The organism is Pseudomonas sp. NFXW11 (genome assembly GCF_049887815.1).
Taxonomy (GTDB): domain Bacteria; phylum Pseudomonadota; class Gammaproteobacteria; order Pseudomonadales; family Pseudomonadaceae; genus Aquipseudomonas.
Window position 1 is genome coordinate 13,476 of the sequence record NZ_JAGEKI010000021.1, and the last position, 18,980, is coordinate 32,455.

The 18,980-nt window shown below is 64.3% G+C and carries 20 protein-coding genes; 10 read left to right on the top strand and 10 right to left on the bottom strand.

Going from position 1 to position 18,980, the window contains the following annotated elements:
* The first annotated feature begins 47 nt into the window (after positions 1-47).
* The 3 genes from J4P02_RS25965 to J4P02_RS25975 are packed head-to-tail and all read left to right on the top strand — an operon-like array spanning position 48 to position 2,875.
* Complete coding sequence (locus tag J4P02_RS25965; protein WP_426195715.1) at positions 48-1,976, top strand: alkaline phosphatase D family protein; 1,929 nt, start codon at positions 48-50, stop codon at positions 1,974-1,976.
* Between the two features lie 37 nt (positions 1,977-2,013).
* Positions 2,014-2,478: a hypothetical protein gene (locus J4P02_RS25970; RefSeq protein ID WP_426195717.1), complete on the top strand. Its 465-nt coding sequence runs from the start codon at positions 2,014-2,016 to the stop codon at positions 2,476-2,478.
* Positions 2,468-2,875: a DUF7079 family protein gene (locus J4P02_RS25975; RefSeq protein ID WP_426195719.1), complete on the top strand. Its 408-nt coding sequence runs from the start codon at positions 2,468-2,470 to the stop codon at positions 2,873-2,875. Before J4P02_RS25970 ends, J4P02_RS25975 begins: the two co-directional genes overlap by 11 nt.
* Before the next feature lie 5 nt (positions 2,876-2,880).
* Here the strand turns inward: J4P02_RS25975 and J4P02_RS25980 are convergent, their stop codons facing one another.
* The 3 genes from J4P02_RS25980 to J4P02_RS25990 all read right to left on the bottom strand — a co-directional run bounded on the left by J4P02_RS25980 (position 2,881) and on the right by J4P02_RS25990 (position 6,549).
* A complete protein-coding gene (locus J4P02_RS25980; protein ID WP_426195721.1) occupies positions 2,881-3,465 on the bottom strand; it encodes a hypothetical protein in 585 nt (194 codons plus the stop codon).
* A gap of 160 nt (positions 3,466-3,625) precedes the next feature.
* Positions 3,626-5,668: a c-type cytochrome gene (locus J4P02_RS25985; protein WP_426195723.1), complete on the bottom strand. Its 2,043-nt coding sequence runs from the start codon at positions 5,666-5,668 to the stop codon at positions 3,626-3,628.
* A gap of 215 nt (positions 5,669-5,883) precedes the next feature.
* A complete protein-coding gene (locus J4P02_RS25990; protein WP_426195725.1) occupies positions 5,884-6,549 on the bottom strand; it encodes an ArsR/SmtB family transcription factor in 666 nt (221 codons plus the stop codon).
* Between the two features lie 107 nt (positions 6,550-6,656).
* Here J4P02_RS25990 and J4P02_RS25995 point away from each other — a divergent pair, with 107 nt between their 5' ends.
* Entirely contained in the window at positions 6,657-7,181 is a 525-nt protein-coding gene (locus J4P02_RS25995; RefSeq protein WP_426195727.1) for a DUF2938 domain-containing protein, read from the top strand.
* Positions 7,182-7,311: 130 nt separating this feature from the next.
* Here the strand turns inward: J4P02_RS25995 and vapB are convergent, their stop codons facing one another.
* On the bottom strand, positions 7,312-7,554 hold the full coding sequence (gene vapB / locus J4P02_RS26000; protein ID WP_426195729.1) for a type II toxin-antitoxin system VapB family antitoxin: 243 nt from the start codon (positions 7,552-7,554) through the stop codon (positions 7,312-7,314).
* Positions 7,555-7,668: 114 nt separating this feature from the next.
* On the opposite strand from vapB, the gene J4P02_RS26005 reads away from it, so the two are divergent.
* Positions 7,669-8,250 (top strand): DedA family protein, encoded by a 582-nt coding sequence (locus tag J4P02_RS26005; protein WP_426195731.1) that lies wholly within the window; start codon positions 7,669-7,671, stop codon positions 8,248-8,250.
* A gap of 120 nt (positions 8,251-8,370) precedes the next feature.
* Positions 8,371-9,618 carry a 2-aminoadipate transaminase gene (locus tag J4P02_RS26010; protein ID WP_426195733.1) on the top strand — a complete coding sequence of 416 codons (1,248 nt, stop codon included), beginning with the start codon at positions 8,371-8,373 and terminating at the stop codon, positions 9,616-9,618.
* Positions 9,619-9,642: 24 nt separating this feature from the next.
* Here J4P02_RS26010 and J4P02_RS26015 read toward each other — a convergent pair whose 3' ends face one another.
* From J4P02_RS26015 to J4P02_RS26025, 3 genes are all read right to left on the bottom strand, one after another.
* A complete protein-coding gene (locus tag J4P02_RS26015; RefSeq protein WP_426195735.1) occupies positions 9,643-10,230 on the bottom strand; it encodes a hypothetical protein in 588 nt (195 codons plus the stop codon).
* A gap of 4 nt (positions 10,231-10,234) precedes the next feature.
* A complete protein-coding gene (locus J4P02_RS26020) occupies positions 10,235-10,678 on the bottom strand; it encodes a DUF3592 domain-containing protein (RefSeq protein ID WP_426195737.1) in 444 nt (147 codons plus the stop codon).
* A gap of 148 nt (positions 10,679-10,826) precedes the next feature.
* Positions 10,827-11,657 carry an amidohydrolase family protein gene (locus tag J4P02_RS26025; protein WP_426195739.1) on the bottom strand — a complete coding sequence of 277 codons (831 nt, stop codon included), beginning with the start codon at positions 11,655-11,657 and terminating at the stop codon, positions 10,827-10,829.
* A gap of 152 nt (positions 11,658-11,809) precedes the next feature.
* Here J4P02_RS26025 and J4P02_RS26030 point away from each other — a divergent pair, with 152 nt between their 5' ends.
* On the top strand, positions 11,810-12,436 hold the full coding sequence (locus J4P02_RS26030) for an SMI1/KNR4 family protein (protein WP_426195741.1): 627 nt from the start codon (positions 11,810-11,812) through the stop codon (positions 12,434-12,436).
* A gap of 27 nt (positions 12,437-12,463) precedes the next feature.
* On the opposite strand, the gene msrA is transcribed toward J4P02_RS26030, so the two are convergent.
* The 3 genes from msrA to msrB all read right to left on the bottom strand — a co-directional run bounded on the left by msrA (position 12,464) and on the right by msrB (position 15,597).
* Positions 12,464-13,162 carry a peptide-methionine (S)-S-oxide reductase MsrA gene (msrA, locus tag J4P02_RS26035; protein ID WP_426195743.1) on the bottom strand — a complete coding sequence of 233 codons (699 nt, stop codon included), beginning with the start codon at positions 13,160-13,162 and terminating at the stop codon, positions 12,464-12,466.
* A gap of 66 nt (positions 13,163-13,228) precedes the next feature.
* Positions 13,229-15,034 (bottom strand): cytochrome c biogenesis protein DipZ, encoded by a 1,806-nt coding sequence (locus tag J4P02_RS26040; protein WP_426195746.1) that lies wholly within the window; start codon positions 15,032-15,034, stop codon positions 13,229-13,231.
* Between the two features lie 44 nt (positions 15,035-15,078).
* Positions 15,079-15,597, bottom strand: a complete 519-nt coding sequence (msrB, locus tag J4P02_RS26045) for a peptide-methionine (R)-S-oxide reductase MsrB (protein WP_426195748.1) — start codon at positions 15,595-15,597, stop codon at positions 15,079-15,081.
* Between the two features lie 151 nt (positions 15,598-15,748).
* Between msrB and J4P02_RS26050 the strand changes: the two genes are divergently transcribed.
* The 3 genes from J4P02_RS26050 to J4P02_RS26060 all read left to right on the top strand — a co-directional run bounded on the left by J4P02_RS26050 (position 15,749) and on the right by J4P02_RS26060 (position 18,976).
* Positions 15,749-16,462, top strand: a complete 714-nt coding sequence (locus J4P02_RS26050) for a response regulator transcription factor (RefSeq protein WP_426195750.1) — start codon at positions 15,749-15,751, stop codon at positions 16,460-16,462.
* Entirely contained in the window at positions 16,459-17,958 is a 1,500-nt protein-coding gene (locus J4P02_RS26055) for an ATP-binding protein (RefSeq protein WP_426195752.1), read from the top strand. Before J4P02_RS26050 ends, J4P02_RS26055 begins: the two co-directional genes overlap by 4 nt.
* A 157-nt stretch (positions 17,959-18,115) precedes the next feature.
* On the top strand, positions 18,116-18,976 hold the full coding sequence (locus tag J4P02_RS26060) for a DUF4087 domain-containing protein (RefSeq protein WP_426195754.1): 861 nt from the start codon (positions 18,116-18,118) through the stop codon (positions 18,974-18,976).
* Positions 18,977-18,980 lie beyond the last annotated feature (4 nt).

The window sequence follows — 18,980 nt, forward strand, 5'->3', positions numbered from 1 at the left end:
GCGCTACTATTCCGCGCCCTGTTGAATCGCCAGAGACCCCGTAGCACATGCCCCCGATCACACCCGCTGCCGCCCTGCCCGCCGTTCTCGCCGGCCCCATGCTGCGCCGCCTGGAACCAAGGCGCCTGGTGCTGTGGCTGGTGGGCTCGCGGGCACTACCGCTGACCCTGCGCCTGATGCCCGCCGGCAGCCCGACTCTGGAGCTGGCCCTCGACCCACAGCAATGCCAGGTCATCCCCGTCGGGCGCCATGCCTTTATCCATCTGATCGATGTGGCACTGGACGATGCATTGCCCCAGGACGTGCCGATTGCCTACGACTTGCTGATCAACGACGCCGAAGCAGGCGCCCAAGCCATTGCCAACTGGGCCCCGCACCTGCTGTATGTTCCTGCAGGAACCCCGGATTTCGTGCTCCACAGCCGTATCGACAACCTGCTCCACGGTTCCTGCCGCAAACCCCACCACCCGTCCAATGACGGCCTGCTGTGTGTCGACCGCCTGCTGGCGCAAACAACCGAACCCCGGCAGCGCCCGGCCTTGCTGATGATGAGCGGCGACCAGGTCTACGCCGACGATGTGGCCGGCCCCATGCTGCGGGCCATTCATGCGCTGATCGAGCGCCTGGGGCTGTTCGACGAACAGCTGGACGGCGCCGTGGTGGCCGACAGCCAGGCGCTGTATCGCCACGACGCCAGCTACTACCGACGGGCCGAATTGCTCCCGGCGCTGAAGAGCAATGAAACCCTGCGCGAGCGTTTTTTCGGTGGGGTGAAGAAACCCATCTTCACCAGCAGCAATGCCGACAACCACCTGGTGACATTCGCCGAGGTGCTGGCCATGTACCTGCTGGTGTGGTCGCCGGTGCCCTGGCGCCTGATCGCCCCGCAGGCGCCACAGCTGCCCCCGGAACAGCAAGCGCGATACACCCGTGAGCAACAACGCATCGAAGGTTTTGTCCGGGACCTGAACGGCGCAGCGCGGGTCTTCGCCCATCTGTCGTGCCTGATGATCTTCGATGACCACGACATCACCGATGACTGGAACCTCAGCGCCCAGTGGGAACAAACCGCCTACGGCCCCCCCTTCTCCAAGCGCATCATCGGCAATGCCCTGCTGGCGTACATGCTGTGCCAGGGCTGGGGCAACAACCCGGATGCCTTCCCCCAACTGCTGGAGCAAACCCGCGCCCTGTGCCATCCCCCCCAAGGCCCTGAACACACCCTGGATTGCCCGGCCCAAGACAAGCTGATCGAGCAGTTGCTGGGCTTCCAGCAATGGCAATACGTGCTGCCCGGCACCCCGGCGCTGGTGGTGCTGGACACCCGCACCCGGCGCTGGCGCAGCGAGTCCAACCTGGCCCGGCCCTCCGGCCTGCTGGACTGGGAAGCCCTGAGCGAACTGCAGCAAGAACTGCTGGATCACCCCTCGGCGATCATCGTCTCGCCGGCACCGGTCTTCGGCGTCAAGCTGATCGAAGCGGTGCAGAAGGTCTTCAGCTGGTGCGGCTACCCGCTGCTGGTGGACGCGGAAAACTGGATGGCCCACCCAGGCTCGGCCCAAGTCATCCTGAATATCTTCCGCCACTCGCGCACCCCGGGCAGCTACGTGATTCTCTCCGGCGACGTGCATTATTCCTTCGTCTACGAAGTGCTGATCCGCCACCGCCAGGGCGGCCCGCGGATCTGGCAGATCACCAGCAGCGGCATCAAGAACGAGTTCCCCGCCGCCCTGCTGGAATGGTTCGACCGCCTCAACCGCTGGCTCTACTCGCCGCGCTCGCCGTTGAACTGGTTCACCCAGCGCCGGCGCATGAAGGTGATGCCCCATGTGCCCGAGCATGCCCAAGCAGGGGAACGGCTGTGGAATTCAGCGGGCATCGGCCAGGTGTTCTTCTCGGCAGAGGGCCAGCCAACAGCCATCTACCAGCACAATGCCGATGGCCGCGCCCCCACACGGATGATCGCGCCGAGGTAAGATCCACCACCGCAGGCAGCCAGGAAGAGCCCGTTGTATGGAAAAGGAACCCCTATACCGCAAGGTCAACACCCGAACCCGGGGCGTGAACCACAAGAATGAGCCGTCCTATGCCCAGCAGCGCCACAGCAAGGCTCTGGCGGCCAAGGAACATCAGCGCGGCAGCATGCACTCCGGAAAACGCCTGGGGCTGGACTACACCCCGCTGTTCCGTTTTCTGCTGAGCCGGGTGGGCCAGCCGTGGGACCCAGTCTTCAGTGAGGCCAAGAGCCGGCTGGATCGCCAGGAACCGATTTTCTGGCAGGTAGCCCTGCACGAACACCAGCAACAGGACTACGTGAGGCTTGGCCACTGCGCCTTCTACAGCGGTTTGTATGTCGATGCCCAGGGCCTGCTGCAAAAGGTCAATCCCGATCTGCATGCGGCAACGATGAGCCCCGATTGCCCCTGCTGCACCCACACCTTGAACGGTGTGCCCTTCGGCCTAGCCTATGAGCGATAGCCAAGCCGCACCCTCAGCAACGAACCCGAGCCAGGCCTTCCCCCCGATCACCCCGGAACAACGGGACGCCATGCACTGGGTGCTGTCCGATGCCTTTGTCGATAACGAGGTGGACTACGCCTATATCGCCCGGGAAACCCAGGCCTACGACCGGGCGGAGGTGGAGCGCATCCTCTACTGCGAGGTGGCGCCCGTGTGCTACTTCAACCTGATGTCGGTGATCCCGGAAATCTGGTCGTGCTTCGATCGCCAGTGGTTGCGCGAAGCCATCGCAGAAAGCCTGGAGCGACGGCGCCTCAGTCGCTGGCAGGCCTTTCGCAACCGCCTGTTGATTCGCTGGGTGCGCTTTCGTGGCGCCTATATCTGGCAGGAAATCTGCAAACACTACCGCGACTGAACGCCTTACCTGGAGTCGCTCATCCGCGCATCGGGCGAACAGTAATCGGCAGATTGCAGCGGCACCGGCTCTGGCAGCGGTTGGCCCTGGGCATCGATCTTGCGCAGTCGCGCGGTGCACATCTGGTCCTGGAGAAACACCATCTGATAGGTTGCCCCCGCCTCGGGAACGAAGCTCACGCTTTGCTCGCAAACGGCGCGGAAGTCCTTATATTCCGAGTCTTCGCTGTTGTAGAACTGGAACACGAACGGCCGCCCGGCCGGGAGTTTCAGCTCGTTGGCGCCAAAACCTTCCTGACGGCGCATGCGGTCGGTCTCGGGCGACAGGGGGATGTGCAGGTTGCGGAAGTTGGGATTGGCAATGCCACGATGGGGCCTGACCATCAGCCCCGAGCCGGGCTTGCGCCAGTCGACACAATCGCTGTAGGGCGCACCCCGCACCAGGCCCTGGGCGACGATGCGGATCAACGCGGTTTCACCGGCATCGGCCGGCACCCTGTAGCTCACGGTGGTGGCCTTGAGGGTGGACACGAAGGTACAGCCACCCAGCCCCAGGGACAGGCCGAGCAACAGGATTGAAGGGAGCCGCATGGTTCATCCTTGGTGGGACCGCCAGCGAAGGCTGACGACAAAGGATGGCAATCTTACATCACTGCTGATTTCTATCGCAGTCTGTGCAGGGCCCTCTCGGGCCCTCCACATACCGGCCTGCAGATCAGCCCCGGTGGAGCCGACCACAACCAGCCAACTATCAGTAACGCGCGTCCGCCGGGCGTCCGCCGTTCGGCCAGTCCTTGACCTTGTCCGGGAAGTCCGGCCGTGGCTGGTGAGAGAAGTACTCGGCCACATCCAGGGCTTCCTGGTCCGACAGGCCGCCCTGGCCCAGGGGGAATTTCTCATGGAAGCCGATCGGCATATTGCGTTTGACGAAAGCCGCGGCAGTGTTGGTACGGGCCATGCCGGCGCCGATATTGAACGACTGGTCGCCCCATAGCGGCGGGAAGATCTGGCTGCCGTCGGCACGCTGCAGGCCCTCGCCGTCAGCCCCGTGGCACACCGCGCATTGCTTGGCGTATACCAACTTGCCGTTCTCGGCATCGGGCTTGAGGGTCGGGTCGATCTTGCCCACGCCGCGCCCGGCCACCTTGTCTTCGGGGCGGGTGTTCATTTTCATCCACTCGAAGTAGGCGACCATGGCCTGCATATCGGCACCATTCACCGGCAGCGGCTTGCCATGCATGGAGCGGCGGAAGCAGCCGTTGATGCGTTCTTCCAGGGTGATGGTCTTGCCCGCCCGCGGCGCATAGCCGGGGAAGAAGGCCGAGACCCCGACAAAAGGCGAACCGTCGGCCACGGTGCCGGCATTGAGATGGCAACTGGTGCAGTTCAGCGAGTTGCCGACGTTGTCCGGCAGCAGGGCCTTGGTTTCCAGGTGCAGGCGCATGCCGCGCACCAGTTGCTCGGCATTCGGCGCCGCCAGTAGGTTGGCCATGCGCGGGGTTTCGAACAGGGTGTTTTCCACCTCTGGGCTCAGTTGCGCGCGCATCTTCTTCACTTGTTCAGCGCTGATCGCCGAGCCGTTGTTGCCCCAACTGCTGCGCACGAAACTCAAGATCTCGGCGATCTCGCCATCCGCCAGCTGGGCAAACCCGGGCATGGTGTAGACCCGTGGATGGGCCGCGGTCTGCGCGGTCTTCCAGCCGGTCAGGGTGATGTGCAGCAGCGAGGTCGGGTTGCTCGACGCCACACTGGGGTTGCCCGCCAGGGACGGGAACATCTGCGGCACACCGGCGCCGTCCTGACGGTGGCAGTCGGAGCAGAACTGCGCATAGCCCAGGCCGCCGCGGGAGCTGAACAGGTTGCTCGGCGGTGCCGCCGGGGTCAGGGCCACCGCGGGCATCGGCAGGTCGTCCTTGCCGGCCGGCAACGACTTGAGGTAAGCCGCAATGGCGGTCAGGTCGGCATCGGTGAAGTGCTGGGTACTGTGGTGGATCACGTCGGCCATGCTGCCGGAGACCGTGGCGAAGCGGTTTTGCCCGGTCTTGAGCAACTGCACCGTGTCTTCCACGGTCCACAGGTTGCGCAGGCTCAGGGCCCGCCATTCTTCCACCGTCTCGCCGGCCAGGTAGTGCTGGCCACCGGATTCGGTGTCGCTCATGGCCTTTTCCTGGAAGGCGATGCCCCGCGGCGTGTGGCAGGAACCGCAGTGGCCCAGGCCCTGCACCAGGTAGGCACCGCGATTGAGTTGGTCATCCTTGGCCGGATCGGCCTTGAAGGGCTGCTTGTCGACAAACACCAGGTTCCAGAACCACAGGCCCCAGCGCTGGTTGAAGGGGAAACCCATCTCGGCTTCCAGGTTGTTCTGGGCCACCGCTTGCACACCGTGCATCAAGTAGGCGTAGAGGGCGCGCATGTCCTCTTCGGTCATCTTGGCGTAGGACGGATACGGCATGGCCGGGTACAGATGGCTGCCGTTGGGGGTCACGCCTTCGCGCATGGCGCGGTCGAATTCTTCGAAGCTGTAGCGACCGATGCCGGTGTCTCGGTCCGGAGTGATATTGCTGGAGTAGATGGTGCCCATGGGCGTCTTCAGCTCCAGGCCACCGGCCATGGTGGCCCCGCCCTTGGTGGTGTGGCAGGCAATGCAGTCGCCCAATTGGGCCACGTACTGGCCACGCTGGAGCAGGTCGGGGTCGGGAGTGGCGGTTGCCGGGGTCGGCTCAACCGCATGAACTGAGTGTAGGCAGAGCAGCGCAGCGCCCAGCAGGCACAGGCGCGACAGAGAAAAAGCCATCAGGTTATTCCTTTAAAATCCGCCTGGGGTGGTCCCCTCGGCCGATATCCACAAAGGTTTTTATTGGTTATCTCGAGCCTTCACGGAACAGGCTCGGGGCTCGATACCTTGTGAGTCCGAGCCTGATTCCCTTGTATCGGATTTATCCTAATGGCCCTTTGATATGGATCATGGCCCTGTAGGCAATGTCCTGTATGCCAGGCTCTGCGACACCTTCACCCCTGGCCTTCCACCCCCAGCCCAGCCGCCTGCCAGTCACTGAAACCCTCATCCAGGCGCCGCACCCTGAACCCCCTGGCACGCAACAGGGCCGCCGCGTCCTGTGACAGCACGCAATACGGGCCACGGCAGTAGGCCACCAGTTCCTGGTCGGCGGGCAATTCGGCCAGGCGCTGCTCCAGGTCCTCCAGCGGGATATTGATCGCCCCCGGCAAATGACCCAGGGCGAACTCCTCGGGCGGGCGCACATCCAGCAGAGTCATGCCGCCCTCCACCAGGCGCTGGCGCAGTTCCTCCCGGGAAATGCCCTCCAGTTGCGCCGGCTGCTGCAGGCTGTCGCTGAGCAGCTCGCGGATCTGCCCATGGTTGTAGGCCACGTACTGGCGCAAGGCACCAAGCACCGCAGCCAGAGGACCCTGGCTCAGGCTATAGAGCACACGCTTGCCCTCACGCCGGGTCTGGACGAAACCGCCCCGACGCAACTGCTGCAAATGCTGGGAGGTGTTGGCCACCGATAGCCCCGACGCTTCCACCAGTCGCTCCACCGGTTGCTCGCCGCGAGCGATGTGCTCCAGCAGGAGCAGCCGATGCTGATGGCCGAGGATGCGCGCCAACTCGGCCATGTCGGCCAGGGGCTGGTGCAGGGAAGGCGAATCGCTCATTGACAGTTCCTGCTGCTTTATTGATCATTCAATCATTAAATTGAATGAAACTTGAAATGAGAAACCGCGAGACTGAACCACAGGGGCGCGAGTTTCAAGGAGTCTTTATGCATGAGTTGATGGCGTTGATTCTGTGGGCACTGCTGATCGGTATTGGCGCGACGCTGATCCTCGATCTTTGGACGCTGTTTCTGACACGGGTATTGAAAATCCCTGGCCCAAACTGGGCCATGGTCGGACGTTGGATCGGGCATTTTCCCCGTGGCCAGTTCGTGCACCAGAGCATCGCCCAGGCCGCCGCGATTCCCGCAGAGCGCTCACTGGGATGGCTGGCCCATTACCTGACCGGGGTCATCTTTGCCGCCTTGTTGCTGCTGATCCAGGGCCTGCAATGGGCGCAGCAGCCCACCCTGGCACCGGCGCTGTTCATTGGCGTGCTGACGGTTGGCGCACCGTTTTTCCTGATGCAGCCGGGCATGGGTGCAGGCATTGCCGCCAGCAAAATGCCCAAGCCCAATGTGGCACGGCTGCGCAGCCTGATTGCCCATTCGGTGTTCGGGCTGGGGCTGTATGGCGCGGGGCTGTTCTGGGCGTGGGTGTTGGGGCCCAGCCTGCCAAGGTATCTGCCGTGATCTGCCAGGCCATTGATCCACAAGCCGTCAAACAGCTGCTGGCCAGTGGCACATTGAAGGTGCTCAAAACCTGACCGCAACAATTCAAGATACGGCAGCAGGCCCAGACTGGTGCCAAGGTTGAAGGACACTATCTCTCATCAAAGTCAGCCCTGGCCGATCCTGATGCTGGCTGATCCCGCTCGCTCATGAAGTCCTCACTCGCGGGGTCTTCATCAAACCAGCTGTCCCAACTATGGCCTACGGGAACGAGGACCCGCGTCTGCCCCACTATCAGTACCTCCACTTCATTCACCCTGCCGGGCAATGCCGCCGAGTCCGGCAAAGCTATCCATTGTCTACGCTGGGTCCTGATAACCTTGGCTCGCTGCATGGTTCCACCTCCGCACAAAAACTTGGGCACTTGTGCCCCCCCATGGAATCAGAGCCCTTTGTAGCATCATTGCGGCACGGACTGTTTTCGCGCCCGCTCATAAGGCCCCACCCCATGCTCGAACACCTCGACCTCAACACCCTGATCGCCACCTACGGCTATTGGGTGATCTTTGTCGGTTGCCTGCTGGAAGGTGAAACCGTGCTGATCCTCGGCGGCATGGCCGCGCACCAGGGCGCCCTGCACTGGCCACAGGTGGTGGGCTGGGCCACCCTCGGAGGCATTCTTGGCGATCAGTTGCTGTTCTGGACCGGACGCTATTGCGGCGCCCGCCTACTGCCCAGGCTCAAGCGCCATCAGGCAGCCATCGAACGGGTCCAGGGGCTGATCCAGCGCTATCCATCGACCTCAGTCTTCGCCGTGCGCTTTCTCTACGGCATGCGCCTGGTCGGCCCCATGGTGATCGGTGCCAGCGGCCTGGCGCCCTGGCGCTTCGCCCTGCTCAATGTGCTGGGTGCCGCGGTCTGGGCCAGCCTGTTTATCGGTGCCGGGTACTGGGCCGGCGAAGCCTTGCAACACCTCCTCGGGGACCTGAAGCCCTATCGCCTGCCGATCTTCCTCGGCGTGCTGGCACTGGTGATAGGCGCCGCGCTGCTCCGCCATTGGCGCAACCGCCGCAAGACGCAGCCGCACTGAGGCTGCCCTGCCGGCACATCGGGAATTTTCATACTGAACCGGCGACTTTATTTCGTTTGTCCAGGGGCGCTGGGGCTGGCTTAGATAGGCGCTTGTTTCCGGCACCCAGAGCCCGCCCCCATGAGCCACGAACACATCAGCCAATCGATTTCCACCGTGCACCCGATCCGCCTCAGCCATGGCCACAATGCCGAGGTGTGGGACAGCCAGGGCAAGCGCTACATCGACTTTGTCGGCGGCATCGGCGTACTCAACCTCGGCCACTGCCATCCGCGCATCGTCGCCGCCATCCAGCGCCAGGCCGGCCAACTCACCCACTACGCCTTCAACGCCGCCCCCCACGAGCCCTATATCGAATTCATGCAACGCCTGGCGGCCTTTATCCCGGTGAGCTATCCAGTCAGCGGCATGCTCACCAACAGCGGCGCCGAAGCGGCGGAAAATGCCCTGAAAATAGCCCGCGGCGCCACTGGGCGCACGGCGGTCATCGCCTTCGACGGCGGCTTTCACGGGCGTACCCTGGCCACCCTCAACCTCAATGGCAAGGTCGCGCCCTACAAGCAGAAAGTCGGTGTGCTGCCGGGCCCGGTGTATCACCTGCCCTACCCCAGCGCCGACAACGGCGTCAGTTGCGAGGAAGCGCTGAAAGCCATGCAACGGCTGTTCAGCGTGGAGATCGATGTCGCTGAAGTGGCCTGCTTCATTGTCGAGCCGGTGCAGGGCGAAGCCGGCTTCCTGGCCCTGGACCGGTCGTTCGCCCAGGCCATGCGGCGCTTCTGCGACGAGCACGGAATCTTGTTGATCGCCGACGAGATCCAATCCGGTTTTGGCCGCACCGGGCAGCGCTTCGCCTTCTCCCGCCTGGGCATCGAGCCAGACCTGATTCTGTTGGGCAAGAGCATTGGCGGCGGCCTGCCACTGGGGGCCGTAGTGGGTCGCAAAGAACTGCTGGACGCATTGCCCAAGGGCGGCCTGGGCGGTACCTATTCCGGCAATCCGATTGCCTGTGCCGCCGCCCTGGCGACCCTGGAAGAGATGACCGACCAGCACCTGCAAGCCTGGGGCGAGCGCCAGGAACGGGCGATTGTCGAGCGTTACCAGCGCTGGAAAAGCAGCGGCCGCTACCCCTGCCTGGGACGCTTGAGTGGCGTGGGCGCGATGCGTGGGATCGAGCTGCTGAACCAACACGGCGAACCCGCGCCAGAGCTGTTGAGCAACCTGCTGGCCAGTGCCCGGGACGCCGGCCTGCTGCTGATGCCCAGCGGCAAGTCGCGGCACATCATTCGCCTGCTGGCGCCCCTGACCACGGAGCCCGAGGTGTTCGAGGAAGGCTTGGATATCCTTCAGGATTGCCTGGCGCGCCGGTGAATCCAGGCACACCAGCGTGGGCTACTAGAACAGGTAGCCCATAAAGATGCCGACGCCGCCACCGGCCTGCACACCGGCATTCATCCCGGCCATCACCACCGCGCCCTTGGCCGACTGCACCAGCTTCTGATTGACCGTGGAAGATGCAATCAGCGACGTCGCCGGGTTGGAGTTCAAAGCCACCGCCAGCGCCAGCAGCTTGGGGTCCAGGCCGAACAGCAGGGCCGTGGCCGAGCCGCCCACCACCAGCCCGGCGGCCACTTCGGTGTACATGCAGGGGCCGGTGATGTCGTCGCTGCTCAGGTCACGATTGACCAGGGCATCGCTGACAAACACCTTGCCGGTACTGGGGAAGGCTTCTGCGGCACCGGCAGCGGCAACACTCTTGCCCTTGATCTGGAAATTGACCTTGCCAAAGCGCGGCAGGCGCGCGCCGAACCCTACGCCCACGCCAAGGCCGCCATAGCGGTAGCTGACATCCTGCCCTTGGGGCGAACGCAGGATGATCGAGCCGCCGCTGCCCGCTACCAGGGCCACGGTCATACCGCCACCGCTGGCGGTCTGGTACTGCCAGCGGCTCTCATTGACCGGGATGGGGATGTTGTAACTCATGGGTTCAAAGTCCTTTTAATGGCTGTGGCGTGCGGCGACTGCGCTGGCTGACAACGCCGATCAGGCCGGCGATGGCGAATACCAGGCCGATCAGGCCCAGCACCCCGGGCGTGGCCCAGAGTGCCGCGGGGTCGTCGATGATGGCGCTGTTGGCCGGCCGCTCGGGCAGGTAGTACACCCGCACCGGCTGATCCTTCTGATAACCGAAGATAAAACCGCCCTGGGGATAGGAAATCTTTTCCCCGCTGCCGGTGGTGAAGGCGATCTCGGGGTGCGAACCGCCCGCGTTGAGGTCGCTGACGATACCGTCGGCCCGCTGGGCAGTGGCGAGGAATTCGCGGCGGTCCAGGGTCAGCTGGCTGGCAATCACCAGCAGGCCGACACCCACCAGGGCGAACAGCAGGCCCTGGAGTATCTTGCCGAGGCGTGAGGGGGGGGAGTTGGCCATGGGCTGTCTCGCTATTCGTCCGTGAAAAAAGGGAGGCCACGATAACAAGAAACCTCCGGCTAAAAAAACCGCGGCAGTGGCGCAAATCACCGCCAGCCACGGCACCTTGGCCTGGGCTGGCTCGCCATGGGCAACACCAGCACAGGGCCTAAAGAGCGAATACCCGACGAGCATTGCCTTGCAGGAATTTGTCCGCAATCGCCGGCGCAAGTTCCAGCGCCTGGACCTGTTCCAGGCATTTTTTCCACGACAACTGCGGGAAGTTGCTGCCGAACAGCACCTTGTCCTGGCCGTAGGTGCGGATGAAGTGCAGCAACTGCGGCGGGTAATAGGCCGGCAGGTAGGCCGAGGTGTCGATATGGATATTGTCGTGCTTCCAGGCCAGGCCGATCATCTCGTCGGTCCAGGGGTGGCCGATATGCCCGCCGACTATCACCAGCTCGGGGAAGTCCAGGGCCACCTCGTCCAGGTAAGGCACCGGCCGCCCGGTTTCCGAGGGCATCAGCGGCCCGGTATGGCCCACCTGGGTACAGAAGGGAATGCCCAGCTCGATGCACTTCACATACAGCGGGTAGTAGAGGCGGTGATTGGGCGCCAGCTTCCATAACCAGGGCACGATGCGCAGGGCCTTGAACCCCAGCTCGTTGATCGCCCGCTCCAGCTCGGCGACTGCGGCCATCGGCCGGCTCAGGTCCACCGTGGCCACACCAACGAAGCGCTCGGGAAAGGCCCGGGTATAGGCCGCCACTTCATCGTTGCTGAACACCCAGCCCTCGGGGCGGCACCAGGCGCTGAGCATGAGTTTCTCCACTCCGGCCTGATCCATCAGCGCCACGGTCTGCTCGATGCTCAGGGGCTGGTCCAGCAGATGGGCCGAGCCAGACTTCTCGAACAGCCGCGCGACTTCCGGCAACAGTGCCCGCGCGCGGCCATTGGCCGGCTGCGCCCAGGCGTCGATGGCTCCCAGTTTCAAGGTCATGCCGAGGTCCTCCAGGTGCATTCACAGTGGAAACCACAGGCTAGATGCCCATGGCCGCGGCAACAATGTCCACACAGCTCAGCACACTTGACCAATGCGTTCAGGCGTTGGATAAAGCCCGTCCCTCGACCCCACCTAACGCAAGGACGCCCATGAGCGAACAACCCAATGCCGAACCCTGGCCACCCGTCGGCTGCCCACCCCTGGCCTGGCCCGAGCTGCCCGACCAGGCCGCGCGCCTGAACTGGTACCGGGCAGCGATAGGCGCCTACGGCGCACTCTGGGAAGGGCATGTCCACGAACCACAGCTGACCCCGGCCAGCGAAGCCGACTTGCTGGCCCTGGAGCAGCGCCTGGGCTGCCCGCTTCCGCCCTCGCTGCGCGACTATCACCGGCAACTGGGGGTGCTGTCCCTGGCGGAAACCCTGTGCAGCGTCACCCCCGGCAACATTGCCATACAGCCGCTGCTGGAGGCCTACCCGGGCATCGTCGATATCTCCGGCAACGACCTTGACCTGCCCCTGGCCGAGCGCCTGATCGCCTTCGGCGACTACCTGGGCAACGGCAATATGTTCTGCTTCGAACGACAAACCGGTGTGGTCTATTACTTCGACCACGACACCGGCACGGCGCTGACGCGCTTCTTCGACAGCCCCGAGCACTACCTGGATGCGCTGATGCTGTTCTGCCTGGCGGAAGTGCATGACGACGATGACGGCGCCGAAGCGCTGATTGCCCAGCGCTACAGCGAGGACCTGGTGCACAAGTGGCGCTATTGACTCAAGTCTTGAGCAGCCCCCCCAGTGTCACTGAGCCTTCACCAACACCGGCTGCGCCTGGAAGCGCTGGGGAAACAGCTGCTGCAAATGCGCCACCTTGGGCAGGTCGTTGATCACGATGTAGGGATGAGTGGGGTGCAGGGTCAGGAAATCCTGGTGGTAGTCCTCAGCCGGATAGAACGCCTTGGCGCCTTCCAGACGGGTGGCAATGGGCTTGTCGAACACCCGGGAAGCGTCGAGCTGGGTGATGTAGGCCTGGGCTACCCGCTGCTGCTCCGCACTCTGCGGGAACAGTGCCGAGCGGTACTGAGTGCCACTGTCCGGGCCCTGGCGGTCGATTTCGGTGGGGTTGTGGGCCACCGAAAAGAAGATCTGCAACAAGGCGCCGTAACTCACCTGGGCCGGGTCGAAGGTCACCTGCACCGATTCGGCATGCCCGGTATCACCGCTGCCGACCTGCTCGTACTGCGCCGTGTCCGCCGCGCCTCCGGCATAGCCGGAAACCGCCCGTTGCACCCCCTTCACATGTTCGAACACACCTTGCACGCCCCAGAAGCAGCCGCCGGCGAACACCGCGGTTTCACTCCGGGCCGAGTTGCTTTCATCCAGCACCGGCGGCGCAATCACCACCGCCGCATCGGCGCTACCGAAGGAAAAGGCCCAGCATTGTCCGGCCAGCCCCAGTGTCATCAGGCCCAGCATCACCGCCGAAATCTTCTTCATCATCATTGCCCTCTATAGCCGCTAAAGCGGGTTGGCCGAGGCCCCTTGGGGCCATCCAGACACTCAGGTTCAGCCAAAGGTAAAGGCATAGGCCTGCACCCCCGGATCAAGAAACTCGATGCTGAAACTGCGATCGCTCACCTCGCCGACCTGGCGCACCAGCTGATACAAACGCTGCTCGGTAACCTGCCCGCTGCCATCGGGCGCCACATCTACGCCGTGGTTCGCCCCCGGCGCCTGGTCATCGATCAGCACCTTGAAACGCACCGGTTTGCCATCCGCCCCCGGCCCCAGCACCAGGTGCAGGTCGCGGGCATGGAAGCGATACACCACTGCCGCACCGGGGGCCTTGGCCACCGCACTTTCGGCACCCACCTGCCACTGCCCACGCAGGCCCCAGTCGTTCAGCGCCATGGGCTGCGGCACGCTGTAGGTCGCCTGCCGATCCGGCGCCAGGCTGGCCTGGGGCACGAAGTTTTCCGAACGCTGGTAGCCGACATAGGTTTCCGGCGAGCGCACCTGGTTCATGTCCGCCGCCTGCTGCACGCCCGAGGCGTCGGCCTGGATCAGCCCGCCCGCCACTTGGGCCTGACCGGCCTCACGCAGCAGTTGCTGGATCACCCGCTCCGACTCGGCATATTCACCCTCGCCAAAGTGGTGATAGCGAATGCGCCCCTGGGCATCGGCGAAGTAATGCGCCGGCCAGTACTGATTGTTGAAGGCGCGCCAGATCCGGTAGTCGTTGTCCACCGCCACCGGGTAGCTGATGCCCAGGTCCTTGACGGCCTTGGTGACATTGCCCAGATCCCGCTCGAAGGCGAATTCCGGCGCATGCACGCCAATCACCACCAGCCCCTGGTCACGGTATTTCTCGGCCCAGGCTTTGACATAGGGCAGGCTGCGCAGGCAGTTGATGCAGGAGTAGGTCCAGAAATCCACCAGCACCACCTTGCCCTTCAGCTCTTCATTGCTCAGCGGCGGCGAGTTCAGCCACTGCACCGCCCCGGCCAGCGCAGGCAACTGCCCTTCCACCGGCAAGGCTGCAGCGCCGGCGGACATTTTCATGGCCCCGCCGGCCGCCATCATCGCCCCAGCGGGCGGCTCGGTCGGTGCCGGGTTCTGCGCCATCATCGCCCCACCCTGGCCATCGGCCGGGGGTAACAGGTGGCCCACCAAGGCCGTTTCCAGGGCACCTGTGGAAGCGCTGGAAACCCGGGTGAGAATGCCCGTGTCCCAGCCCATGGCGATGGCCGCGACACCGGCCAGCATCATTGCCCCCAGGCCCTTGCGCAGCCATTCACCGGCACCAAGGGAGCGTTTCATGGCGGCAAACACTCGGCCCCCCAGCAGCAGTGCCAGGGCCAGCGACGTGGCCGCGCCCAAGGCGTAGGCCAGCAACAGCAGGCTGCTGCCGATATTGGCGCCTTGCAAGGCCGCGCCGGTTAGCAGCAAGCCGAGGATAGGCCCGGCGCAGGGAGCCCAGAGCAGGCCGGTGGCGATACCGATCAGCAACGAAGCGCCGGGCCGCGGCCGTGGGTCGTGGCCGGCAGCCTCCGACAGCCGGCCGCCCATGGCCACCAGCGGCCGGGTCAGGCGTTCGGCCAGGCGCGGCAAGAGCAGCGTCAGCGCGAACAGTGCTACGAACAGCAACGCGAGCCAGCGACCGTACTGATTGGCTTGCACCACCCAGCCGCCGCCCACCGCCGCCAAGGTTGCGACCACGGCGAAGGTCAGGGCCATGCCCAGCAACAACGGCAAGCCACTGCGCAAGAACGGCTGCCCGGTGCGAGCGAAGACAAAGGGCAATACCGGCAGAATGCAGGGGCTGACAATGGTCAGCACACCACCGAGATAAGCGAGTAGCAGTAGCCACATGACGTCATCCTTAATGATTGAAAAGAACAGGCTCCAGGCCCGGGTCAGGCCGCTTGCGCACTGAAGCTCATGGCCACGCCGTTCATGCAGTAGCGCAGCCCGGTAGGCGCCGGGCCGTCGTCGAACACATGCCCCAGGTGACCACCGCAACGCCGGCAGTGCACCTCGGTGCGCTGCATGCCGAAGGAGCGATCGCTGCGCTGCGCCACCGCCTGTTCCAGCGGGGCCCAGAAACTCGGCCAGCCGGTGTGGCTGTCGAACTTGGCGGCCGAGGAAAACAGCGCCAGGGCACAACCGGCGCAGGCAAAGGTGCCGCTGCGGTGCTCGTCGTTCAGCGGGCTGCTGTAGGCACGTTCGGTGCCTTCCTGGCGCAGTACCTGGTACTGCTGCGGGCTGAGCAGCGCGCGCCATTCATCCTCGCTGTGACTGACCTCGAAAGCCTCATCGGCCAGCGCCGGTTCGATCAAGCCGGCATCGCTGCCCAAGCGTGGCAGCACCTTGAGGGCCAGGGCCGCTACACCCAGGCCGGCGCTGGCCACTAACAACTGTCGCCGTGAAAACATGGCTGCCTCCCACAATCATCCGCTCTGATAGTGGGTTGAGCCTAAGCTTGGGCTGATCGCCAAATCCTCACGCACAGTTAAACAATTCGTGATAACTGGCTCCGGCGAAACACCGCACAATGCGCCCATTGCCAACAAGGACCGAGCGTCGATGGAACAAGCCAAACGCGTGCTGGTGGTCGAGGACGACCAGCACATCGCCGACCTGATCGCCCTGCACCTGCGTGATGAGCAGCTGGAGGTGGTGCACAGCGCCGACGGCAATGAAGGCCTGCGCCTGCTGCAGCAGGGCGGCTGGGACGCCTTGATCCTCGACCTGATGCTGCCCGGTGTGGATGGCCTGGAAATCTGCCGCCAGGCCCGGGCCATGACCCGCTACACGCCGATCATTATCACCAGTGCCCGCGCCAGCGAGATGCACCGCATCCTCGGCCTGGAACTGGGGGCCGACGACTACCTGGCCAAGCCCTTCTCCATGCTGGAGCTGGTAGCCCGGGTCAAGGCCCTGCTGCGCCGGGTCGAGGCCCTGGCGCGCAACCTGAAGATGGACAGTGGCAGCTTGAGCTGCGACGGCCTGTTCATCGATCCGCTGACCCGCGAGGCGACGCTCAATGGCCAGCGCCTGGAGCTCACGCCCCGGGAGTTCGACCTGCTGTATTTCTTCGCCCGCCAGCCGGGCAAGGTGTTCTCGCGCATGGAGCTACTCAACGCGGTGTGGGGCTACAACCACGAGGGCTATGAGCACACGGTCAACACTCATATCAACCGCCTGCGGGCCAAGATCGAAAGCGACCCGGCGCAACCCGCGCGGATTCTCACGGTGTGGGGCCGCGGCTATAAATTCGCCGCCCAGGAGCCGACATGAAGCTGACCTTGAGCCAACGCCTGTCCCTGGTGTTCGCCCTGCTGTTGCTGGTGTGCTGCTCCACTTCGGCCTGGCTGCAGGTGCGCTCCAACCGCATGCATGAACTGGAGGTGGTGCAGGGCCTGTCCCGGGATCTGGCCGGGCACATCGCCCAGGACACCCAGTTGATGGATGCCAACGGCCTGATGCCCAACGCCCTGCGCGCGCTGTTCAGCCAACTGATGCTGGTCAACCCCAGCGTCGAACTGTACCTGCTGGACAGCCAAGGGCGGATTGTCGGCAATGCCGCTCCCGCCGGGCGCCTGCGCCGCGAACAGGTGGACCTGGCGCCAATCCGTCGCCTGCTCGCCGGCGACCCGCTGCCGATCCTCGGCGACGACCCGCGCAGCAGCGATGGGCGCAAGGTGTTCAGCGCCGCACCGCTGATGGTCGATGGTCGGCGCGCCGGCTACCTGTATGTGGTGCTGCTCAGCGAGGAGCACGACCGCATCGCCGAACGCGGCGCCAATGGCGCGGCGCTGAACATCGCGCTGTGGTCCATCGCCCTGGTGGCATTGCTGTGCCTGATTGCCGGCTTGACCGCCTTTGCCCTGATCACCCGGCCGCTGCGCACCCTCACCGAACGGGTCGGGCAATTCGATATCGATGCGGTGCCCAGGGTGCCCGCGCCCGTGCCGGAGCGAACAAAGACCCAGGATGAAATCGCCGTGCTCGAAGCCACGTTCCAGCAGATGCAGGTTCGCCTCAGTGAGCAATGGCGCTCCCTGACTCGCCAGGACCAGGAGCGCCGCGAACTGGTGGCGAACATTTCCCACGACTTGCGCACGCCGCTGTCGTCCCTGCACGGCTACCTGGAAACCCTGTCGCTGAAAGACGCCAGCCTGAGCCCCGAGGAACGCCGGCGCTACCTGGGCATCGCCCTGGACCAGAGCCGCAAGGTCGGCGGCCTGGCCCAGTCCCTGCTGGAACTGGTGCGCCTGGAACATGGCTTCGTCCAGCCGATTCTCGAACCCTTCTCCCTCAGCGACCTGCTGCAAGACCTGTTGCAGAAATTCGAGCTCACCGCCGAGGCACGCCAGGTGCGCTTCGAAACAGGCTTCAAGCCGGGCACCTGGGTGGTCTGCGCTGACCTCGGGTTGATCGAGCGGGTGCTCACCAACCTGTTCGACAACGCCCTGCGCCATACCCCGGCCGGCGGCGAAATCGAAATCAGCCTGCAGGCTGAAGGGCCACAGGTGCAGGTCCGGGTCAGCGACAGTGGCCCGGGTATCGCAGCGGAACTGCGCGAGGGGCTGTTCCTGCGCCCGTTCAATATTGGCGGTGCACGTCGCGATGGCGGCCTGGGGCTGCGCATCGTCCATCGCATCCTGCAATTGCACGGGGTGAGCATCCGCCTGGTGGACGAACCCGGGCGCGGTGCGACCTTCTGCTTTGCCCTGCCGGTGGAGGTGAAGACGGCCGAGGCCTGGGCAGAGCAATCGCGACACGTTGATTAAGCCGAAGCAACCGTTGGACCGACTCGCATTGAGCAGCTGTACCTGTATCTGTATCGAGCACCGGTTGGTGTATGCCATAGACCGTTAGGAGATCCAGGTCTTGATGTAGCGTTATCATTACTGCAAATTCCCCGCCGCTCCCGAACAAGGATGCTCCATGCTTCAGCGCGCCCTGCTCTGCAGTCTTCTAACCCTTATCGCCCTGCCCTTGAGCGCCGCGCCGGCCAACGTCGAACGCCGTTGCGGCTGGTTCGAGAACCCGACCCCGGCCAACGTCACCCTGACCGACCGCGACGGTGTCTGGGAAATTGCCACCCAGGGCGGCTATCAGGCCGAGGGTGACTGGCCCACCTTCAACGACCAGCAATGGGTCCGTACCAACAATCATTACGGCTACGGTTGCGCCTGTGTCAGCGCCAGCGCTGATCCACGGACTCATCGCCTCCAGCAATTGCACAATGCCAAGGCCCGCCCGCTGTCCGCCTGTCGCAACGACCCCACTCTGCACGAACCCTTGAGGGAGGAAGACGGATTGCCAGTGTTGCCCAAGGACTCGCCACGCTTCCAGGGCCAGGGTTTCAGCCTGCAGTACCCCAAGGGCTGGAAGGTGCTCCACCAGGAGCAGAACTGCATCACCCTGGACCACCCGAAGAAGCGCCCCAACGAGGAATACACCCTCAACCTGTGTCCGCAGCAGGGCAGCCTGGAGCAAGCCGCCGATGGGCTGTTTTTCTACCAGGAAAACGGCGTCTGGATGCGCAGTGCCGGAAGGGATGCGCCGAGCCCGGTAAATGAGATAAGCGGCCCCGGCTGGAAAGGCCTGCTGGCCTATCAGACCTGTGGTATCAGCGATGGGGAAACCGGCTTCCACGCCTATGGTGGCACCTGCCTAATGGCGCTGGTGGACAGCGGCCAGCGTCAGCTGGTGGCAGACAGCGTGGGCTTCTACCAGGACTTCGCCACCTTGCAGGCGATTCTGTACTCGATCCGCTTCGACCCGGCACCGAAGGCGCAATAGAGCC